Source organism: Williamsia maris (assembly GCF_024171815.1).
In the GTDB taxonomy this organism is placed as follows: domain Bacteria; phylum Actinomycetota; class Actinomycetes; order Mycobacteriales; family Mycobacteriaceae; genus Williamsia_A; species Williamsia_A maris.
This window is the reverse complement of sequence record NZ_JAMTCJ010000004.1, coordinates 237,154-255,362: the sequence shown is the minus strand read 5'-3', so window position 1 is coordinate 255,362 and position 18,209 is coordinate 237,154. Positions and strand designations below refer to the sequence as shown.

16 protein-coding genes are annotated in these 18,209 nt (G+C 62.6%); 8 read left to right on the top strand and 8 right to left on the bottom strand.

From position 1 onward, the window contains the following. The first annotated feature begins 201 nt into the window (after positions 1-201). Genes LX13_RS19835 through LX13_RS19825 form a run of 3 tightly spaced genes read left to right on the top strand, consistent with a single transcriptional unit; the run spans position 202 to position 2,374 of the window. Positions 202-594, top strand: coding sequence for a RidA family protein (locus LX13_RS19835; protein ID WP_253663057.1), 393 nt, complete (start codon positions 202-204; stop codon positions 592-594). Next, positions 591-1,433: an MBL fold metallo-hydrolase gene (locus LX13_RS19830; protein ID WP_301301520.1), complete on the top strand. Its 843-nt coding sequence runs from the start codon at positions 591-593 to the stop codon at positions 1,431-1,433. The genes LX13_RS19835 and LX13_RS19830 overlap by 4 nt, the downstream gene beginning before the upstream one ends. Next, positions 1,430-2,374, top strand: coding sequence for a 2-dehydropantoate 2-reductase (locus LX13_RS19825; RefSeq protein ID WP_253663055.1), 945 nt, complete (start codon positions 1,430-1,432; stop codon positions 2,372-2,374). The genes LX13_RS19830 and LX13_RS19825 overlap by 4 nt, the downstream gene beginning before the upstream one ends. Before the next feature lie 338 nt (positions 2,375-2,712). Here LX13_RS19825 and LX13_RS19820 read toward each other — a convergent pair whose 3' ends face one another. From LX13_RS19820 to LX13_RS19795, 6 genes are all read right to left on the bottom strand, one after another. Then, the gene (locus tag LX13_RS19820; RefSeq protein ID WP_253663054.1) at positions 2,713-3,306 is read right to left on the bottom strand and encodes a hypothetical protein; all 594 of its coding nucleotides are present in this window, start codon (positions 3,304-3,306) and stop codon (positions 2,713-2,715) included. A gap of 107 nt (positions 3,307-3,413) precedes the next feature. After that, entirely contained in the window at positions 3,414-4,364 is a 951-nt protein-coding gene (locus LX13_RS19815; protein WP_253663053.1) for an alpha/beta hydrolase, read from the bottom strand. A 324-nt stretch (positions 4,365-4,688) separates the two neighbouring features. Beyond that, positions 4,689-5,642 carry an SMP-30/gluconolactonase/LRE family protein gene (locus tag LX13_RS19810; protein ID WP_253663052.1) on the bottom strand — a complete coding sequence of 318 codons (954 nt, stop codon included), beginning with the start codon at positions 5,640-5,642 and terminating at the stop codon, positions 4,689-4,691. Between the two features lie 53 nt (positions 5,643-5,695). Next, complete coding sequence (locus tag LX13_RS19805; RefSeq protein ID WP_253663051.1) at positions 5,696-6,760, bottom strand: alpha/beta fold hydrolase; 1,065 nt, start codon at positions 6,758-6,760, stop codon at positions 5,696-5,698. 50 nt (positions 6,761-6,810) lie between these two features. After that, a complete protein-coding gene (locus tag LX13_RS19800; RefSeq protein WP_253663612.1) occupies positions 6,811-7,518 on the bottom strand; it encodes a dienelactone hydrolase family protein in 708 nt (235 codons plus the stop codon). A gap of 326 nt (positions 7,519-7,844) precedes the next feature. Next, complete coding sequence (locus LX13_RS19795; RefSeq protein ID WP_253663050.1) at positions 7,845-8,852, bottom strand: alpha/beta hydrolase; 1,008 nt, start codon at positions 8,850-8,852, stop codon at positions 7,845-7,847. 1,444 nt (positions 8,853-10,296) lie between these two features. Here LX13_RS19795 and LX13_RS19790 point away from each other — a divergent pair. The 5 genes from LX13_RS19790 (at position 10,297) to LX13_RS19770 (ending at position 15,083) form a co-directional block, all read left to right on the top strand. Continuing rightward, on the top strand, positions 10,297-11,115 hold the full coding sequence (locus LX13_RS19790; protein ID WP_253663049.1) for an SDR family NAD(P)-dependent oxidoreductase: 819 nt from the start codon (positions 10,297-10,299) through the stop codon (positions 11,113-11,115). Positions 11,116-11,125: 10 nt separating this feature from the next. Then, positions 11,126-11,725, top strand: coding sequence for a carboxymuconolactone decarboxylase family protein (locus LX13_RS19785; protein WP_253663048.1), 600 nt, complete (start codon positions 11,126-11,128; stop codon positions 11,723-11,725). Next, positions 11,722-12,732, top strand: coding sequence for a quinone oxidoreductase family protein (locus LX13_RS19780; RefSeq protein ID WP_253663047.1), 1,011 nt, complete (start codon positions 11,722-11,724; stop codon positions 12,730-12,732). Before LX13_RS19785 ends, LX13_RS19780 begins: the two co-directional genes overlap by 4 nt. A gap of 5 nt (positions 12,733-12,737) precedes the next feature. Continuing rightward, positions 12,738-13,379, top strand: coding sequence for an MBL fold metallo-hydrolase (locus LX13_RS19775; RefSeq protein ID WP_253663046.1), 642 nt, complete (start codon positions 12,738-12,740; stop codon positions 13,377-13,379). A 1,140-nt stretch (positions 13,380-14,519) separates the two neighbouring features. Then, on the top strand, positions 14,520-15,083 hold the full coding sequence (locus LX13_RS19770) for a TetR/AcrR family transcriptional regulator (RefSeq protein WP_253663045.1): 564 nt from the start codon (positions 14,520-14,522) through the stop codon (positions 15,081-15,083). 55 nt (positions 15,084-15,138) lie between these two features. On the opposite strand, the gene LX13_RS19765 is transcribed toward LX13_RS19770, so the two are convergent. Together LX13_RS19765 and LX13_RS19760 are read right to left on the bottom strand one after the other, a co-directional pair. Then, positions 15,139-16,560, bottom strand: a complete 1,422-nt coding sequence (locus tag LX13_RS19765; RefSeq protein ID WP_253663611.1) for an amidase — start codon at positions 16,558-16,560, stop codon at positions 15,139-15,141. Between the two features lie 265 nt (positions 16,561-16,825). Continuing rightward, the gene (locus LX13_RS19760) at positions 16,826-17,827 is read right to left on the bottom strand and encodes a quinone oxidoreductase family protein (protein ID WP_301301519.1); all 1,002 of its coding nucleotides are present in this window, start codon (positions 17,825-17,827) and stop codon (positions 16,826-16,828) included. Between the last annotated feature and the right edge of the window lie 382 nt (positions 17,828-18,209).

Here is an 18,209-nt window from a genome sequence, read left to right as displayed (position 1 = left end):
CAGCGGTCCCTTGACGATGCTCAACGTCAATCAAGAACGCAGACGGTGCCGGCGGCAACCTCCCCAGTCGCGGACGTAAGCCGACTGCGCGCTCGGGAGGACAAGAAACGCCCTTCGCGTGTTCACCCATCGTGGCGCGCGGCTCACGCGATCGATTTCTGCCTCATCGCAATCCACCTGCTACGGAAAGAAGCAATGAATATGCACGTACCGATCTCAACGCAGACCGCACCGCCACCGGCGGGCCCCTATTCACAGGCGGTGCGATTCGGCAGCTTCGTACAAGTGTCGGGCCAGATCGGATTCGACCCGATCGACTTCTCCCTCGGCCCGGATACGTCAACGCAGACCACGCAGACGATGCGGAACATCGCTGCCATCTTGGCCGCCGCTGGATCTCACCCCAGCGACGTTGTGGTGATCCGCGTCTACCTCAGCGATCTGACACACTTCCTCGAATTGAACGAGGCACTGGCGCCGTGGTTTCCCCAAGGCGCCGTCGCGCGCACAACCGTCCAGGTGACCCTGCCGCCCAACGTACTTGTGGAAATCGACGCACTGGCCGACACCTCGCAAAACACTGAACAGTCATGAAAATCCACCATCTGAACTGCGGGACAATCACTCCACCCGGCGGCCCCCTGGTTGACGGTGCAAGTAGCTGGCGGTCGCGGGGTCGCGCGGTGTGTCACTGTTTGCTGCTCGAAACCTCGACCGGGCTTGTCCTTGTCGATACCGGCGTCGGAACGCACACCATCGAGACACCCACCAGCACCGTCGAGCGAGCGTTCATTCGTGGGGTCCATCCAGTGCTCGATCCGCGGGAGACGGCACTGGCACAGATCACGGCTCTGGGCTTTAGCGCCGACGATGTGCGCGATGTCGTGCTCACACACCTCGACATCGACCACATTGGTGGGCTACCCGACTTCCCCACCGCTGCTGTGCATCTCAGCAGCAACGAATACGATGCGTTGCAGAACCCGCGCACCTGGTTTGAGCGCCGTCGCTACCTCGATCAACCGTCCCTGGCCCACCAGCCGCGATGGGTTACCCACGCCAGTTTCGGTGACACGTGGATGGGCTTGGAAGGCGTGCATCTGATCGAGGGGATCGACGATATCGTGCTGATACCGCTCTACGGTCACACTGTTGGCCACATCGGGATTGCGGTAGCCGTCGACACCCCGAACGGGCGGCGGTGGCTGCTACACGGCGGGGACAGCTTCTCCTATCACGGCCAACTCGAGACGCCAGTACGGTACCCATACGGTTTGCGAGTTTTCGACTCCGCGTTGCAGGCTGACAAGAAGATGCGATTGCACAACATCGAACGCCTCCGCGAGCTTGCACATCGCGAGGATGTCGACATCTTCGCCGCCCATGATGCCCACGCCTTCGACCGCCTCTCCCTGACCGGACCACAGCGGTGAACGGCGAGCGCCTGGCGGACTGTGTCGACGAGCCTGGGGCCCCGTCGGTGGCGATCATCGGGGCCGGCGCCATCGCCGGGATCATGGCGTTATGGCTGAAGCGTGCCGGACATCAGCCTCCAATGGTTTGTGCACGCAACGCCTTCGACGCGTTCACGGTTGTGGGTGACGGCCTTGGAGATAGCTCGGTCGAACGGTGTCCAGTTCGGGTCATCACGACGCCCACGGCAGCGGTGATGGTCGACTGGGTGTTTATCACGGTGAAGGCCCATGACACTGAATCGACCAAGCCATGGCTCGACGCGCTTCTGGGCCCGAATTCGACCGTGGTGGTCTTGCAAAACGGCGTAGATCATCTCGACCGCGTCAAGCAAATCACGGGTTCGGCACAGATCGTGCCGTCGCTTGTCTTTGCCGCCGCCGAACGTACCGCGCCGACCATGGTCCATCTTCGCCTTGGCGCAAGTCTCACAGTGCCGAATACGACGGCGGGGCGCTCGTTCGCCGAGTTGATGTCTGGTGGCGTCCACGTCACCACCTCCGATGACTTTGTAACTGATTCGTGGCTCAAGCTGTTGGTCAATATCGGCGCCAGTCCGATCACCGCCCTCACGCTGCGCCATGCGAGCGTATTACGGGAGCCTGATGTCGAACTCGTCTGTGCGCGGCTGCTGACCGAGACTCGCAGCGTCGGCAACGCAATCGGAGCGCACCTCACAGACGTCGACGTCGACAACGTGATGGGGCTCTACCGCTCCTACCCCGACGAGGTCGGGAGCAGTATGCTCGACGATCGGCTCGCCGGCCGCCGACTCGAATCTGAACTTCTGTTTGGTGTCGTGATCAACACCGCCCGCCAACACAACATTGACGTCCCGGTGGCCGAAACCCTCTACGCCCTCACTGCAGCTGCTCACCCACCGACGCCAGACATAACCTAGTGCTATCGGTCTGCGCCACAAACGATTTCGTCACTGCAGGCCGCCGCTACCCCACCAACGCCCTTACGGCCGGTGGATCTTTAAGTCTAATTATGGAGAGGATAGGTTTGTTGAACGAATGGAGCCTGTTCTGGACTGCGCAATTCGCGGAGATCACCGTGACCTCGAGCGAACTCCCTCAGCCGTGGCACCGCGCCATGGCTCGCCTCAGGCTCAAGTTGACACAATATAAATTATCGACATGAGACGTTGAGAAAAGGGCGCCCTCTCACGGACCGCAGTCATGTGGCGTTCTCGGTGTCGCCGCGCTTACTCAGCACATCCGTGAAGGTTTGCGCCTAGACGTCTGGATCAATTTCGGACCACGTGAACTTCCGGTCGAGCGGCGGCACTTGCGTAAGATTGTCGCGCACAACCCGAGTCATGACGCGACGCTGCTGGACGACGCTCTGGAACGCCGCTCTCAACTCCGTGGTGTCAGGCGCCGTCATCGTTCTGAATGTTTCGAGAGGTAGGTTGCTGGAAAGCATTTGGAGGTTGCGTGTCTCTTCGTACAGGTCGTTAAGCGCATCGAAGACGTGCGGCTCTCCTATGACCATCTGGGCTGGCGTGAAGACGAGCTCTAAGTCCGACAGTAACTCCGTCCACGGGTGCAGGTTTCGTTCAACCTCCGCCGCTGCCGCCTCCCTGTCGACAGCTCGCACCAGGCGAAGTAGATCGTCATCGAGAAAGGCGGCATAGCTCTGAAACGGAACAATTAGTCGCCCGATTGCGGCCCAAATCGGCGGCAGCGTAGCCACTTGCTCGGCCCTACGCTGGGCGTCGAGTTGGCGGGCAAGTAGCGCTTCCGAGTTCTGGAGCTGCTGTGCGTGCCGTACCTCTGCAATCCTGCGTTCCTCGGCTGCTTGGATACGCTGCGCTTCGGCATCCATGGGTGCCGAAGGACCGGTCGGTGCAGGTGTTCGGGTGGGCTGTCATCGTCGCAGTGTTGTGCAGGATGCTGGGGTGGCTTGCAGATCCTCTCCGCCACCTGGAGACGTCATCGGTGTGATGCTGCGAAGGCGGCGCGCAGGCCCTCGTCGACCAGGTTGTCAGCTCGGTACGGGTGTGTCGGGTCTGGGAAATGGCCCTGTTGGGCGATGATGTGCAGCTCGGTGGGGACACCCGCGTCTTGCAGTCGGTTCGCGTACTGCGCGTCCTCGTCGCGCAGAATGTCCCATTCACCGACGATGACGAGAGCTGGGGCTACTGCTCGTACTGACGCCGCCAGAAGTGGTGAAACTCGCCAGTCGTACTTGCGGTCTGGGATGTCGATGTACTGATCGAGGACGAATACGAGGTCACTCCTGCGTAGTCCGTAGCCGTCGGCGAACTCTGCTTGGGATGGGGTGTCGCATCGGGTGTCGGTCGGCGCGTCGACGATGTACTGCAGTCGAAGGTCCGGGCCCCCAGCGTCTCGAGCCATGAGCGCCACGACGGCCGCGAAGTTCCCCGCGCTGCCCGCGCCGCCTACAGCAATCCGTGAGGTGTCCCAGCCCACGTCGCCGCCCTGGGCAATCCACTGCAACGCTTCCCAGCAGTCCTCGATCGAGGCGGGGAACGGGTCTTCAGGTGCGAGCCGATAATCCGGCGCGACGACCGCGCAACCCACATTTTTCACTAACGCCCTGTTGCGTTCGTGGTCGGCCTGCGAGGCTATCCCCAGATACCCGCCAGCATGAATGCTGAGGACTATCCCGCTTGGGACGTCTCGGTCCTTCGGTGTGTAGACCCGAAGGGGGATTGGGCCGCCTGGGCCCTGCGTCTCGACCACCCGCACCGCGACGGTTCCATCACCATCAATGCTAGCGATACCCGTGGGGGGCGCAGTCCCGGCCCGCATGCCTGTCGCACCGATCTCGTTAAGACGCGGTGCATTTTCAATCATCTCGCGGTACTCATCGCTCACGGCGCGTAAACGCCCGTGCCGCAATATCGCGTCCATAGTCATGCCTGCCTCGATTTCTACTTTTTACATATTTCAGCATTCTCGGACGAGCACTGCTTACTGGTTTGCGAGATGCCGCTATTTTCCACGTGAGGGAGATCCTCACAGATCAGATGTCAACCAAACCGGGGGCAGTCCGACCTCTGCAAAATACTGACGAAGCCAACGCGAACTAGCGGGCAGGAACACTGGTGGGCGCTCCTCAGCACCACACCCGTCTGTTCGCATGTCTGCGGCCCCGGGTAGGTAGGGAGCGAACTCGACGTCGGGGTCAGAGAGTCGTGTCGACTCCGTGAGCGCGTGAGTCCGTCAGGCATGTTGCCACGGTCAGCGTCCACCGGGATCGAATGCTGATGGTACTTCGTCGATTTCACCGTAGACTCCGGTTCGAAAGAGTCTTCCATGCGAGAAGCCCTGTGTCCCGTGTCCGTAGGTGACCTGAGTGGTTCCTCGTCGGTCGGCGCCAACGCTCACGCTGCAGAAGTGATCGGCGTCGACCCGCCAGACCTGTCCTGAGAGGTGCGTCGTCACGAGAGGGCGCCCCTGACTATCCACTGTCAGCCCATCGGGAGCGGCTGCGAAATCGCGGTGAGAACTACGAATCCAGGGGGCGGCGTCATGTGGGGCGTTGACGGGAATCCGGTACAGCGATGGGGATGGCCACGTCTGGATTGCGTAGAGGTATCGCCCGTCGGGTGACACCGCGATCCCGTTCGGTGACACAACGCGGTCCGTCCAATGTGGCGTGACTTGTCCAGCCGGTGTCACCCGTCCGATGGCGGTGCTGATCAGCGTCGACGTGTAAACGGTGCCGTCAGGCGCGAGTGCGACTCCGTCGATGCCGATGAGGCCAGACGCGTAGACGCTGGTGCTACCGGTGTCGGGGTCGATGAGTAGAACTCTTGCGTTTGCGGTGATGGGGCCATAGTTATAGGTACCCACGAGGAGCTTCCCGTCGGGGCGGACGACGACTCCGCCAGGAAGTATGACTCCGTCGGCAAAGTCGGCAAGCACCCGGGGAGTCGCGCCTGGATGATCAATCCGATAGACGCGTCCGCGGTACAAATCGGTCGCGAACAGACGGCCCTTCTCGTCCACGACGATTGATTCGATCCATCCTCCGAGACGGGCAACGGTGGTGGCTCGCTGCGGGGTCACGCCCTCGCAGGACGGTGCTGCTGATGCTGCACTCGGAGTGATGAGACCAACTGCCGTCGCAGCCACGATGAGAGTGATCGCCACGCGGCTGCGCGAGACGGACAATTTCGCGCGCACGTTCATAAGTATTCCTATCGTTAGTCGTTGAACAGCGGGTTAAGAATGGGTGCCGGCGTTCAGATATGTGCTCTGTGGGTGGTCTTCTCGAGCATCTCGGTGAGCGGCCGGTTGTAGGCGTCGTGCTCCTCGATGTTGCTCATGTGTCCGGTGTGCGGCAGCACGAGGTACTCGTGGAGGTGGCCGGCCTCCTCCAGCGTCGCGGCGATGGCGTCGGAATGCTTGCGCGGGGTGAGTCGGTCGTCGGTTCCGACGACCACGGCGGTGGGCACGGTCAGGTTGAGGACGCCCTGCCACACGTCGAGGTCCAGCATCGCGGCACCCCATCGTGCCCGTGCGACGGCCGGGCACTCGGAGATCATGCGGTCGCAGAACTCCACGTGGGCGGGTCGGGCCTGGGTGTTCAACGCGATGTACTGCGCCATCTTCGGCGAAACGGTGGTGTGCGGCAACGGAAGCGGAGTGGTCGCGATCATCCGACCCACCGCGTACTCCAGCGGACGGGTGAACCGCGGCAAACCCTCCGGGATCACCGCGAGGTTCTGCATGATCTCCACCGCGGCCGTCGACGTGAGCACGACGCCCCTGGCGAACCGGTCGACGCTGCTCGGATGGTTGGCGGCCCAGGCGAGTACCGACATCCCGCCCATGCTGTGGCCGGCGATGATGGCGCGCCGATCCGGCGGGACCACCGCCTGTAGAACCGATTGCAGATCGGATCCGAGCAGGTCGGTGCTGAGCTTGGTCTTGCCGAGTGGGGTCTCGCCGTGGCCACGCTGGTCGTAGACCACGACGCGGCAGGTGTCGGCGAAGTCGTTGATCTGCGCCCACCAGTGCCGGGTGTTGCAGGTCCATCCGTGGGCGGCGACGATCAGATCCCCGTCGGCGGGTCCGTAGGCGAGCACGTTGATCGGGTTGCCGTCCGCGGCGCGCACCGCGATCCGCTCGGGTGTCGCACGCGGTCGGTCGAGCAGATGATCGGGGCCGTCGTCGACCGGCGGGGCCGCGGTGAGCGCCGAACGCACCAGCGCGGTGAGAATGGTGCCGACACCGATCCCGGCCGCGCCGACGCCGACGCCCCCGGCAACGGCGAGTCCGGTGAGTGCCTTGCTGGAGCTGCTCATGGGCGGGTTTACCTCTCGTTGGGTGTGCTCGAACCGTGACGGGCGATCGGTCATGCCCGCGTGTTGAGGTGTTTGTCGAAGAATGTGAAGACGCGGTTCCAGGCGTCCTCGGTGTCGGTGGGGTTGTGCCCGAAACCCAGGACCCGCAGCAACGGAGCCGCCGGGTGGGGGTTTGCGAATGCGTGTCCGCTGTCTGGGTAGGTCTTGATGTCGTGGACGACACCCCTATCGCCCAGCGCGTCGCGCAGCCGGGGCCCTGCGCCCCGGAGAAGGGGGTCTCGACGGCCGAAGCTGGCAACAACCGGGCACGCGCCGCCCGAGATGTCGCCGTAAGCGCTCGGCGGTAGAGATGGGTAAAATGGAGCGGAGGCGTCGAACCCGTTACTGGCCATGGCGAGTGCAAATCCCCCGCCCATGCAGAATCCGATGATTCCTGTGGCTCCGCTGCACTGTGGATGGGAGACAAGGTAGGAACGGGCACTGGCCAGGTCGTCATAGGACCTGCCGTAACCGCGCCTCATCTCGGTGACGACACGCGTGACGCACCGCAGCGGTCCGCCCCGCGAATACAAGTCAGGCGCGATGACAAGGTAGCCCGCGTTCGCGACACGGTCGATGATCTCGGGCATGCCACCGCGGCGGGCGGCGACGATGTCGTGAACTATGACAACGCCGGGCCACGGACCCGTACCGTCCGGCGTGGCAACCGTCCCCTGTATCGGGCCCTGGGGTGTGGCAAGAGTGATTTGGTTGTCCATGTAGGCGTCCTTCTCGGTTGTACCGCTGGGCCGGTTCACGCAGCGGCTGTATCGGTGTGCGATGGCAGAACGACCGATCTGTCCCGGTTCAAAATCCTGGTGTTCATCCACCTCAGATGACTTGGCCGGCATCGTCTTCCGGGCACTCATCTGCCGGACTACGTCCACTAGCGCTGGCGGTTTCACATGCGTGGTGGTCACGATCGCAAAGGGGGCCACACCGGCGGGTCAGCCACCGGTGACCCATCACCGCACTGCGGTCGTGACGGCGACTAGGCAGCGTCATGCACGAGCGTGGCTGCTGCCTAGCTCCCCCGGAACCACACTCAGTCACGAAACCAGCCCTGGCTCTTGGCCCGCAAAACCATGTCCGACCAGTAGCCCCAGGCGTGGACACCAGTGGACGGGAAGTCCGACGTGATCGCGACGTTGTTGATCAGCGCCTGCACCTGGAACGCCCGCGACTGCGCCAGCGAGAGGGCCTCGAGCGGTCCGCCCTGGAGGTAGCCGACAAGAGTGTTCGGGTAACGCCCGGGCAGACCGCTGCCCGCGGCGACACGCACCTTCTTGCCACGCATGTTGCCGATCTGCACGAACGGGTCGTTCTCCAGCCAGCGCGGACTCCACGGCGGGCCCCACATGGAGTCGGAGTTGAACGGTCCGACGCCGGCCTCAATACCCGCATCGAGCAGCGCGATGCGGATGGCCTCACGCATGCCGGGCGCCGACAGGTTCAGGTACCCCGACAGCGAGAACAAGTGCGAGATGCGACGGTTGTTGGCACCGAGGACCATGGCCGCGTTGCCACCCATGGAGATGCCCATGATCGCGTACTGACGTCGCGGTCCGACGTTGAGCTGACGACGGTCAAGCTCGGGGATCAGCTTCTGGCTGATCAGGCAATTCCAACGGTAGCGGTAGCGCTGGTTGTTGAAGTTGCTGGGCGCGTCCCAATCGCTGTAGAAGCTCGCGAGTCCACCCACGGGCTCGACCACGTTGACACCCGAGTCGGCCATGTTCTGGATCTTGGTGTTGTGCTCCCAACCACTGACGTCGTCGGTGGCACGGAAGCCATCGAGGGCGATGACGGTCTTGTAGTTGCCCGGGCGGGTCCACATGCGAACCTTCACCGGGGGCATGCCGCAGGAGTCCTGCAGGGTGATCTGCTGGACGCGGGGCGCGGCCGAGGCGGTGCCGCCGGAACCGACTGCGATCCCCAGGCCGGCGAACGTGGCGGTGGCCAGGAACACGGCGAGCAGCCGCCTTCCGATGGAGACCTGACTCCGGGCCAGGTCGGGCACCCTGGAGCTGGCCCTCGAACTGCTAGTGCACATCGGTTACGGTCCACTCTTCCAATACTTTTGGTGCTGATCGTGATATGCGGTATGTCACGAAGAACCGCGCGGACAATCAGACAGGCGGCCGCTCGACACGACCGAGATTGCGGAGGTGTCGCGCAGCGACGCTGCTTGCAGCTGTGAGAGGTCCGCACCGACCGGCGTTTCGACCACCAAGCATGGTTCAACTCTCAATCGCGTTGTCGTTGAGCATGACTGACCATATCCACTCCGAGACCCGCAGTCAAACGCCGTTTGACTGCGGGTGTGATCCCTAAGCCGATTCCCGCTACCCCGCCGGAAAGGAAAGCCGCTCAGACAACGCGGGATTCGAGAGTCAATACCGAATACACCACTCGCACCGAACATTTTCGGTAGAGCGCGAGCGCGGATCGCGAGTCACTGCGCGGCGATAGTCACGACCACGTGGCGGTCGGAGCATTCACTACGCCCCGCGACGCCCGCCGGGCGATGATCGATGCTGTTGACTGCTTTCGGTCGGACCACTCGTGGCGGCGGCGATAAGCGAGAGGACGGCCGCATGAAGCACTCCCCCAACGACAACCATAATTAATCCGGTCAGCACCATGGGGTCAGCGAGGTGGGCAATCATCAGCTAGGCCGCAGTGTGGGTGGTGCCCGACAGAGCGGCGATCCGCCGAAACTCGTGTTCCTGCAAGCGGGCGTCCCGATCCGCGCCGGCAACGATCCGACCAAACACGACCGCGGTCACCATTGATGCTGCACAGAACACAATCACCCCGACCACCACGATTACTAGAACAGTCATGCCGATGCCCTCTCGCGATCACAAACCAGCAAGCAGCGTGTACGTGATCTCATAGCTTTTTCCGTACGTTGGTCAGGTTAGAGCGGGCGTAGGCCCCTGACCAGCAATAGAGAGCAGTCACACAATTCTGCCGTTGGCCAATGGCAGCGTTACGGGTCTGCACAAATCATCGGCGCCAGTCGCCGCATGACGTACAACCATCGTCCACCCGGAGCTAATCGAAAACGACCATGCGCGGTCTCCGCCGGACGGCGCGGGCCAATCATCAACGTTGTTGTGCGACAAGCTATCCTGATCGACCTCGCCCGCGTCGATGCGTTTAAAACTCCATTAACCCGATCACAACATCGGCCCCCACGCCTCAGACACAGGCATTGAGCTGCCTCGTGTCATCGGCCCGCGGCCACATCCCCCAGTAGGCGGCCGCTGGAGCCGAGATCCGGGGCTTACTGGACTTAAACGGTGTTTGACTACAGAGCCGTCTCGGTCTACATTTGGCTGAGGGCGCCTGAGCGAGAACGTGATCGACGCCCTTCCGCCGAAGCCACCACGTGCAGCGGCGCATCTTCTTCGGTAACTCAAGCCCCGCCCGCGTCGACTGGGCTATCCCAGACGAATTGACGCAAGCGCTATCGAAAGGACCCGTAACAGATGACCGGTGACAACTCAGACAGTGCCGAGGCATTCGAAGGCAAGGGGGCAATCGTCGTGGGAGGCGGCGCACGCGATGGCAACGGCGTCGTGGGTATCGGACAAGCAGTGGCCATTCTGCTCGCCCGAGCGGGAGTCAACGTCCTGGTTGTGGATCACCAGGAGTCCCACGCACAACGCACTGTCGACCTGATCTCAGACGAAGGCGGGGCGCCCGCCGAGGCGTTCGAGTGCGATGCGGCGGATCTTGACCAGAGCGTAACTGCGGTTCGCAAGGCGGTCGAGACGTTTGGGCGTATCGACCTTCTCGTGAATAACGTTGGCGTGAACCGCGGCCCAGCTGATGTTGTCGGCATCGACCCAGACGTGTGGCACGAGACGTTCACGACGAACGTGGACAGCATCTTCAACTTTTCGCGACTCGCGGTGACCGAAATGCGTCAGCATGGCGCAGGAGGCGCGATCGTGAATGTCTCGTCGGTGGCTGGGATCAGACCGGCACAGAAGTCCGTTGCATACGCAACCTCTAAGGGCGCAGCTATCACCCTCACGAAAGCTATGGCAAATGATCACGGCCGCGATGGCATTCGCGTGAACTGCGTGACACCCGGCGCGATCTACACGCCCCGCATGGAGGCGACGATGAGCGAGCAACTGCGTGGACAACGGTCGCATGCATCACTGCTGGACCGCGAAGGCACCGCTTGGGACGTGGCCCACGCCGTCACGTTCCTACTCTCCGACCACGCGCGTTACATCACGGGTCACAATCTCGTCGTGGATGGCGGCCTTACCCTCACCTCAGCAACAGTCAAGTAGGGAGACAGCAATGGCACGGCTTGAATACATGGATCCACTCGATGTCGACGGACTTGCAGAGATCGGTCACAGCGAGCGCCGACATCCATTCCCTAGCAATCTATCTCGCCTGCTGTCTTACAGTCCGGGCGCCGGGCGGCGTCTCGTCAGCCTGGGGGGGTGGCTGCGTTTTAGTAGCTCACTTGATCCGAGATTGCGCGAACTCGCACTCATTCAGGTCGGCTACATCACACGCACGGTGTACGAATACACGCACCACATCGAGATCGGGTTGTCCGTCGGGGTGACGCCAGCCGACATCACAGGCTTGCAATCGGCGACGGCCGGACACGCGTCGGGCTTGGACCCGGCTGCGGCGACGGTATTGAGCGCAGTCCGCAGTCTCACAACCGATGCGGAGATACCCGACGACCTTTTCGGTGAGCTACGAACACACCTGTCTGACGAGCACGTAGTAGACCTCCTCATGAACATCGGCCTTTACAACGGCATCGTCCGTCTCCTTCGAGCCTTGGCTATCGATCTGGAGCCCGAATATGACAAGTACCTCATCCGATTCCCGTTGCCCGCTGAGCCCGAGGCGACAAGCGATCACCAGGAGACGACATGACCCCCACTCAGATGAAGGCCGTTGTGTTGACGCCACACGGACAAGCCCTTCAGGACGTAAAGACACTCGCACCGGAACCGGACGAGGTACTGATCCAGGTGAAGGCCGCGTCACTAAACCGGGCAGACCTGCTCAGCGTGAAGCGCGGAGTTGACCAGCACAACGCAGAACGGTTGAAGAGCCATCCAGGAATGCCGAGCATTCTCGGCAACGAATGCGCTGGAATCGTGGCCGAGGTCGGAGCGGCGGTCATCGCTATCAAGGTGGGCGACCGGGTCATGGGGACGGCCTTCGCAAGCCACGCAGAGTACGCGATCGCGTCGCCAGGCAATCTACACATCATTCCAGAGGGCATGACTTATCAGGACGCCGCGTGCCTTCCCGTTGCGCTGGTGGCGATGCACGACGCCATCGTGACGGCAGGCCGCCTCAACGCAGGCGATTCGGTGCTCATTCAGGGCGCGAGTTCCGCGGTTGGCCTCATCGGATTACAGGTGGCCCGCCAGATGGGGGCTGGGGCAGTGTTCGGGACGTCCACCACTGCCGAGAAGCGCGCCCAGCTGGGCCGGTACGGGGCCGACTATGCCATCGATTCCAGTGAGCCGACGTGGCCCGAGGACGTCGTCGCTAAAACCGGCGGGGTGGGGGTGAACCTGATCATCGACCAGATCGCCGGCAAGACAGTGCTGGGCAGTTTGCACGCGGCCGCGCAGGGCGCTCGTTTCGTCAACGTAGGTCGGCTCGGTGGCGAGCGCGGCGAGTTCGACTTCGAGAGCCATGCCTTCAAACGCATCAGCTACATCGGAGTGACGTTTCGTACCCGACCCGCAGACGAGGCACAGGCAGCGATCCGACGAATGTGGGACGACCTGGCCCCTGCCGTGGCCGACGGGAATCTGACACTGCCTATCGACCGCGCCTTCTCACTCAACGACGCGGATGCGGCGTATCGATACATGGACAGCAATCACTACTTCGGCAAGATCGTACTGACGATGGGCGGCTGAGCAGCATGCATCTCACGCACTACGGTCAGTCGTGTGTTCTGTTGGAACACAACGGGACCGCGGTACTGTTCGACCCTGGCGTGCTGTCTCACGGCTTCGAGCAACTGACCGGTCTCGACGCTATCTTGGTCACCCACCAAGACGTCGACCATACCGATCTCGCACGTATAGGCGCGTTGATGACGCTGAATCCGCAGGCGATGCTCGTCGCCGACGAACAATCCCAGGTGATTCTTGGTGCGTCCTGGCGCGGCGTTGCATCCGGGGACATGCTCCGCGTCGGAGGGCTGACGGTCCGGGCTGTCGGCAGATACCACGCGGTTGTTGTCCCCGGGGTGACTCCGGTCGCCAACGTCGGATACATCGTCGGCGACGAGGTGCACCACGGATTGCTCTATCACCCAGGTGACGCGCTGTATGTGCCGGATACTCCCATTCGCGTCCTCTTAGCGCCAGCCGGTGGATCATGGCTGCGGTTGCCCGACGGAATTGAATTCATAAGGGACGTTGGAGCCTACATCGTGGTGCCGATCCATACCGAGACCGAACGATTCCCGGAGCTATACGTCGATAGGTATGCGGAGTTCTGCCCGCCAGGAACGATATTCACGACGCTGCCACCCCGCACCCGAGTGGCCCTCGAGTAGTTCGGGCCGCTTCGCGTCGGCCGCGCAGACGCGGCCCGCCACCGGAACAACACCAAAAGAAAATATGGGCTCCGAACCCAAGTTGTACGCCGTGCAGATCCGGCCCACAGCCGAGATCATCGAACTGTCACCGGACGGATCAACCATTCGCACAGCCGCCACGGTCACCGGACACTGTCGAGACGGCATCGCGGTGGACGTCGAGACATCGGCCGTGTTGTGGACCCACATGGGTACGCCCACAAATATGTCGAAAGCGGAATTTTTTGACCCCGAGGGTCAAATCTTCCGCACCACTGCCGACGGAGCGTCGGTACCGCTGCTGAGTCACTCGCAGTCCGTGACGCCGAAACAGCTCACGCTCGACTCTTGTCGCCGTCTCCTGTAGTGGGCTGACCGTGAGGGCATGCGCGTGATGCGTGCACGTCCTGATGGTTCTGAGGTGACCGTCCTCGCGCAGACGGGCATCTATCCCGACGAATCCGCCGACGCGACACGGCACTGCGTCGGCGTGGCCGTCGACCACCGGAATCAACGCATCTTCTGGACACAGAAGGGCGCCCCCAGTAGCGGTACTGGGGCATCCTCACCGCAGGTCTAGAGCTCCCCGCCGGCGCCACAGCCGACACCCGGCCCGACATCGAGACGATCGCGCACAGCCTTCCTGAACCGGTCGACCTTGAGCACGACGATGACGAGGACGCCTTGTACTGGACTGACCGCGGCGACCTGCCACAGGGAAACTCGCTCAACCGCGTGCGGTTCACCGCTGCCGGCCCGGGCCGCCAAGAGCTACTGGCGACCGGGTTCGCGGGAGCTATTGGACTCGTGCTGGATCGCGTCGGCCGGCGCGCCTATGTCGGCGACCTCGCCGGCACCATCCGAGCAGTCGACCTCCACGGGGAGCACGCCTCGCGGGTGATTGCAACATGGGCATGCTCACCGGACTTGCCTACCAGCCCGCAGTAGGCTGACTCGCGGCTTTCCAGTCGGGCCCGTGGGGAGTGATTTAGAGAGCCATAGTTGAAGCGGACAGCGGACCGACCGCTACTCCCTCAATTGGTCGTACGACCTACGGAGAGATCTACGTGACTGGCAACACTCATGGTTAGGCGAAGCCGCGATAAGCAGGCAGAAGTATTGCTGGCCGCCGCTGAGCGCGTCCTGCGTTCAGAAGGCTTCAATGCGCTGTCGGTACGCCGCATCACCACCGAAGCTGAGGCCAATATCGCGTCCGTCACCTACGCCTTCGGCGGTAAAGAGGGCCTGCTTCAAGCGCTGGTGGTACGAATTCTCACGCCAGTGACAGTCGAGCGAGTTCGGCGACTCAACGCAGTCGCCAGGCGCGAACACGAGGTCGCCGATCTCGTCGCAGCATTCGCCGATCCCCTGCTGGACTGCCTCCAGCAACTCGGGCCCCACTACGAAGCGGTTGCCACCTGGGTCGGCGAATCCATCGAACATTCGAGCCTCACCGTCCACACGATGGAGCCCGGGCTCCAGCGGTTCGTCGAAGTGCTATCGCCGCACCTTCCCCACCTGCCAATCGATATTCTCTATTTCAGAATTCGGACGGCGGTGGGCGCCATTCACCACTACGCGACTGGGCTGACGCGAACCATGCAGACCATTCCCGACGTGACCGCTGATCACCAACTGCGACTTTTCATCGCCGGCGGACTCGCAGCGCCACTCGACGAATAAGTCAGTCCCTGCGCCCGCAGAGAAGGTGGGCAACACGTTCTCGACGATGGCGATGTCACCCGTTGTGGTGCGCGGAGTCGATATTTCGGAAGGGGCGATCAGCTTCGAGCTCATAGGCCAGTTCGAGAAGTGTGGCTTCGCCGCCGAGGTTTGCTGACAGCTGAAGGCCCAGTGGGAGGCCTGTTGAGGTCACCTCGACGGGCAACGAAATAGCTGGACCGCCTGCAACGTTCTCAAGGGGGGTCAGTGCCAACCAGCCCCGCAACCGCGACACTGTTTCACTGAAAGGGCCGGCTGGGGAAAGGTAGCCAAGTTCCGGGGTCGTGTGTGAGACGACGGGAGATAACAGTGCACTGATTCCGCCGTAGTAGGCCAAGCGGTATTTGCGCTCTATCGACTTCAGCCGCCAGATCACGCCAGGGGTACGCACTAGTCGCCGCTCGAAACGGCTGGCGAGTCCCTTGGTGAACGCGTCGAGCTCGTTCGAGTCAAACTGGGCGTCGACAATCATTCCGCCGAACCTTCGTACCCCGAAGGCAAGCATCCCCCAGTAGTGGATGAAATCTTCTTCGAGTGCGGTCAAATCCTGTTCGCGGATAGGCAGTCCGACCGAGACGACGTCGTGGCCAAGGTTGGCGAGTCGCTCGGCGGTTTTGCCGATCGCGCGTTGCGTGTCTTCGTCGAACGAGTGACCCGGTAGCGCTTCATCCACAACCCCGATGCGCACTCGGCGGGTAGACGGGCCCTCGATCAGACCGATGGGAGGCAGACCACGAAGGGGGCCGTGCTGCTCGATGTGATGGGCGAACCGGGCGGTGTCCCTGACGGTTCGGGTTAGTATGCCGTTGCTCAGCACGTTCAGCGGCATGTATCGAGCGCTGTCGTCGGCGAGTTCGCGGCCACGGGTGAACTTCAGCCCCACCAGCCCGCGGGCCGCTGCGGGGATCCTAATCGAGCCGCCGCCATCGTTCGCGTGCGCGATCGGCACCACCCCTGCGGCCACCAGCGCTGCCGATCCGCCCGACGACCCGCCCGTGGAGAACGCGGTGTTCCAGGGGTTCCTCGCTGGCGCGGATGTTTCGAACTCAGTTGTCGCGTTGAAGCCGAACTCAGGCATCGTCGACTTGCCTAGCGGTATCACCCCGCTCGACAGGATTTGAGAGACAACAGGTGCATCCCGCCGGGCCGGTGCGAAACCCACTGCACGAGAACCGTCGCGGGTCGGCAACCCTGCGACGTCACAGTTATCTTTAATAGCCGTTGGCACGCCGGCAAAGGCGCCGGCGTGGGCAGTACGCGTCAGCGCGAGCGCTCTGTCGAAGTCAGTCGCTGCGAAACCCGCGAGCGTAGTCATCCTATCGGCCCGTTCAATGCTTGCAGCGACTGCTTCGCCCGCCGATATCTCGCCGGTAGAGATTCGCAGCGCAACACCAGTGGCGTCGTCACTGCCGAGCGCGTCACGGCAAAATGCGTGCATTCGACCGGTGATCTGTTTTGCACGTCCATCATTCGCCATATCATCACCATCGTTTTCAATTGTTCGGCCGACACCAGGATCTGCTCTGAGCTGGCCGTAACCCCGTTGATATTCGCCGGACGCAGCCTGTCGTCGCTTTAACGTTTGTCGTGCGTGCATCTGAACCCTTTAGGTGATTCGCGATGCCGGAACCCTGTTGATTTCTCAAATGTTGCAGGCATTCGCTATCCGAAATCACCCCTTGCCTGGCATTGCTCCTGCGACATCACTCCCCGGCCTGTACGTGGAAATTTGGGTATCCCGGGTCGAAGACGATGACAGGGCGTCCACGAAGCCCGCCGCGCAAAACCGCACGATACGCCTGGGGGGCCTGCTCGGGGGTATACGTTTTCGACACCCGAAGCGCCAACGCCCCGGACGCGGCGAAATCGCGCAGTTCTTCTAGCGCTCGGGTGTTCGTCAATTCGTCAGGCACAAATGGCCATTCCCAACGAATGCCCCGCTGGGTGGGCCCGTCGGTGGGCCGCAGACAGGCAACGGTACCGCCGTCGCGCACGGCCGGATGCAGCGCTGCACCCACTAACGCCGCATCGACGACGCCGGCGACACCGTCTGTGGCTACTTCACGAACGAGACGAGCAAAATTGTCGCTACGAGCCACGACATGGTCGGCACCAAGTACCGCAACGAGGTCGCGATCCTTGTCCGCGGCATCCGCCACTACGGTGTGTCCTCGCCGTTTGGCGAGTTGCACCGCGTATGCGCCGACCGCCCCGGCAGCCCCGGTCACAGCAACGACCGAGTCGGTATCGAGGTTCAACAGCTCCAGCGCCATGCGGGCAGTCAGGCTGTTCATGAGCAGCGTTGACCAGGCGATCAAATCGGAACCCCTCGGCAGCAGTACCGCAGACTCTTGCGGCACAACAACGTATTCCGCGTGCGAGCCGAACGTCGGCTGTGGCTGCAACGCAGTGGTCAGAATCGCTACCTCGTCGCCTGCAGCGAATCCCCCGACGTCCGGTCCGACGTCGTCGACCACGCCGGCAGCATCGTATCCGGCAACGAAGTTTCTGGCGGGGGGAAAGAGGCCCATAGTGCGCCACAATTTTGCGGTCTGCCCGCTGGGCAGACCGGCGTCGGAGGGGCTTACCGCTGCGGCGACAACCCGGACCCGAATGTCACCCGGGCCCGGATATACATCCGGGACCTCTCGGACCCGCACGACACGATCCAGGTCGCCGAACTCACTAAATGCTATAGCACGCATCACATCTCACCTCATTCGTTGGCCGCGTTCAACGCGTGAACACCGCGCCGGCGGGGATGGAGGAACCGGCACAACTTTGCGAATCAACCTGAGCAGCTGTTGCGCTCGGAGGTCGAAGCGCCTTACCGACGGTCTGGTCGAGTCATGAGACGTCGTTGAATTGGTGTTGGGTACGCAGCACGCATAGGAACCCGCCGACCTTGGCTGGTCTGGCGCACGCAGTCTCGCTCGTCGTCTAGTCAGCCGTGTACCCATCGCCCGATTGGTGTGGGCGGCAAGGCGCGGACCCCCGACATGACCGGCGCACAGTAGATGTCGCTTGACATGCACACGAACGCGCCGGTCTTGTCGTAGTTCCAGGCGTCGCCGTGCCACGACCAGG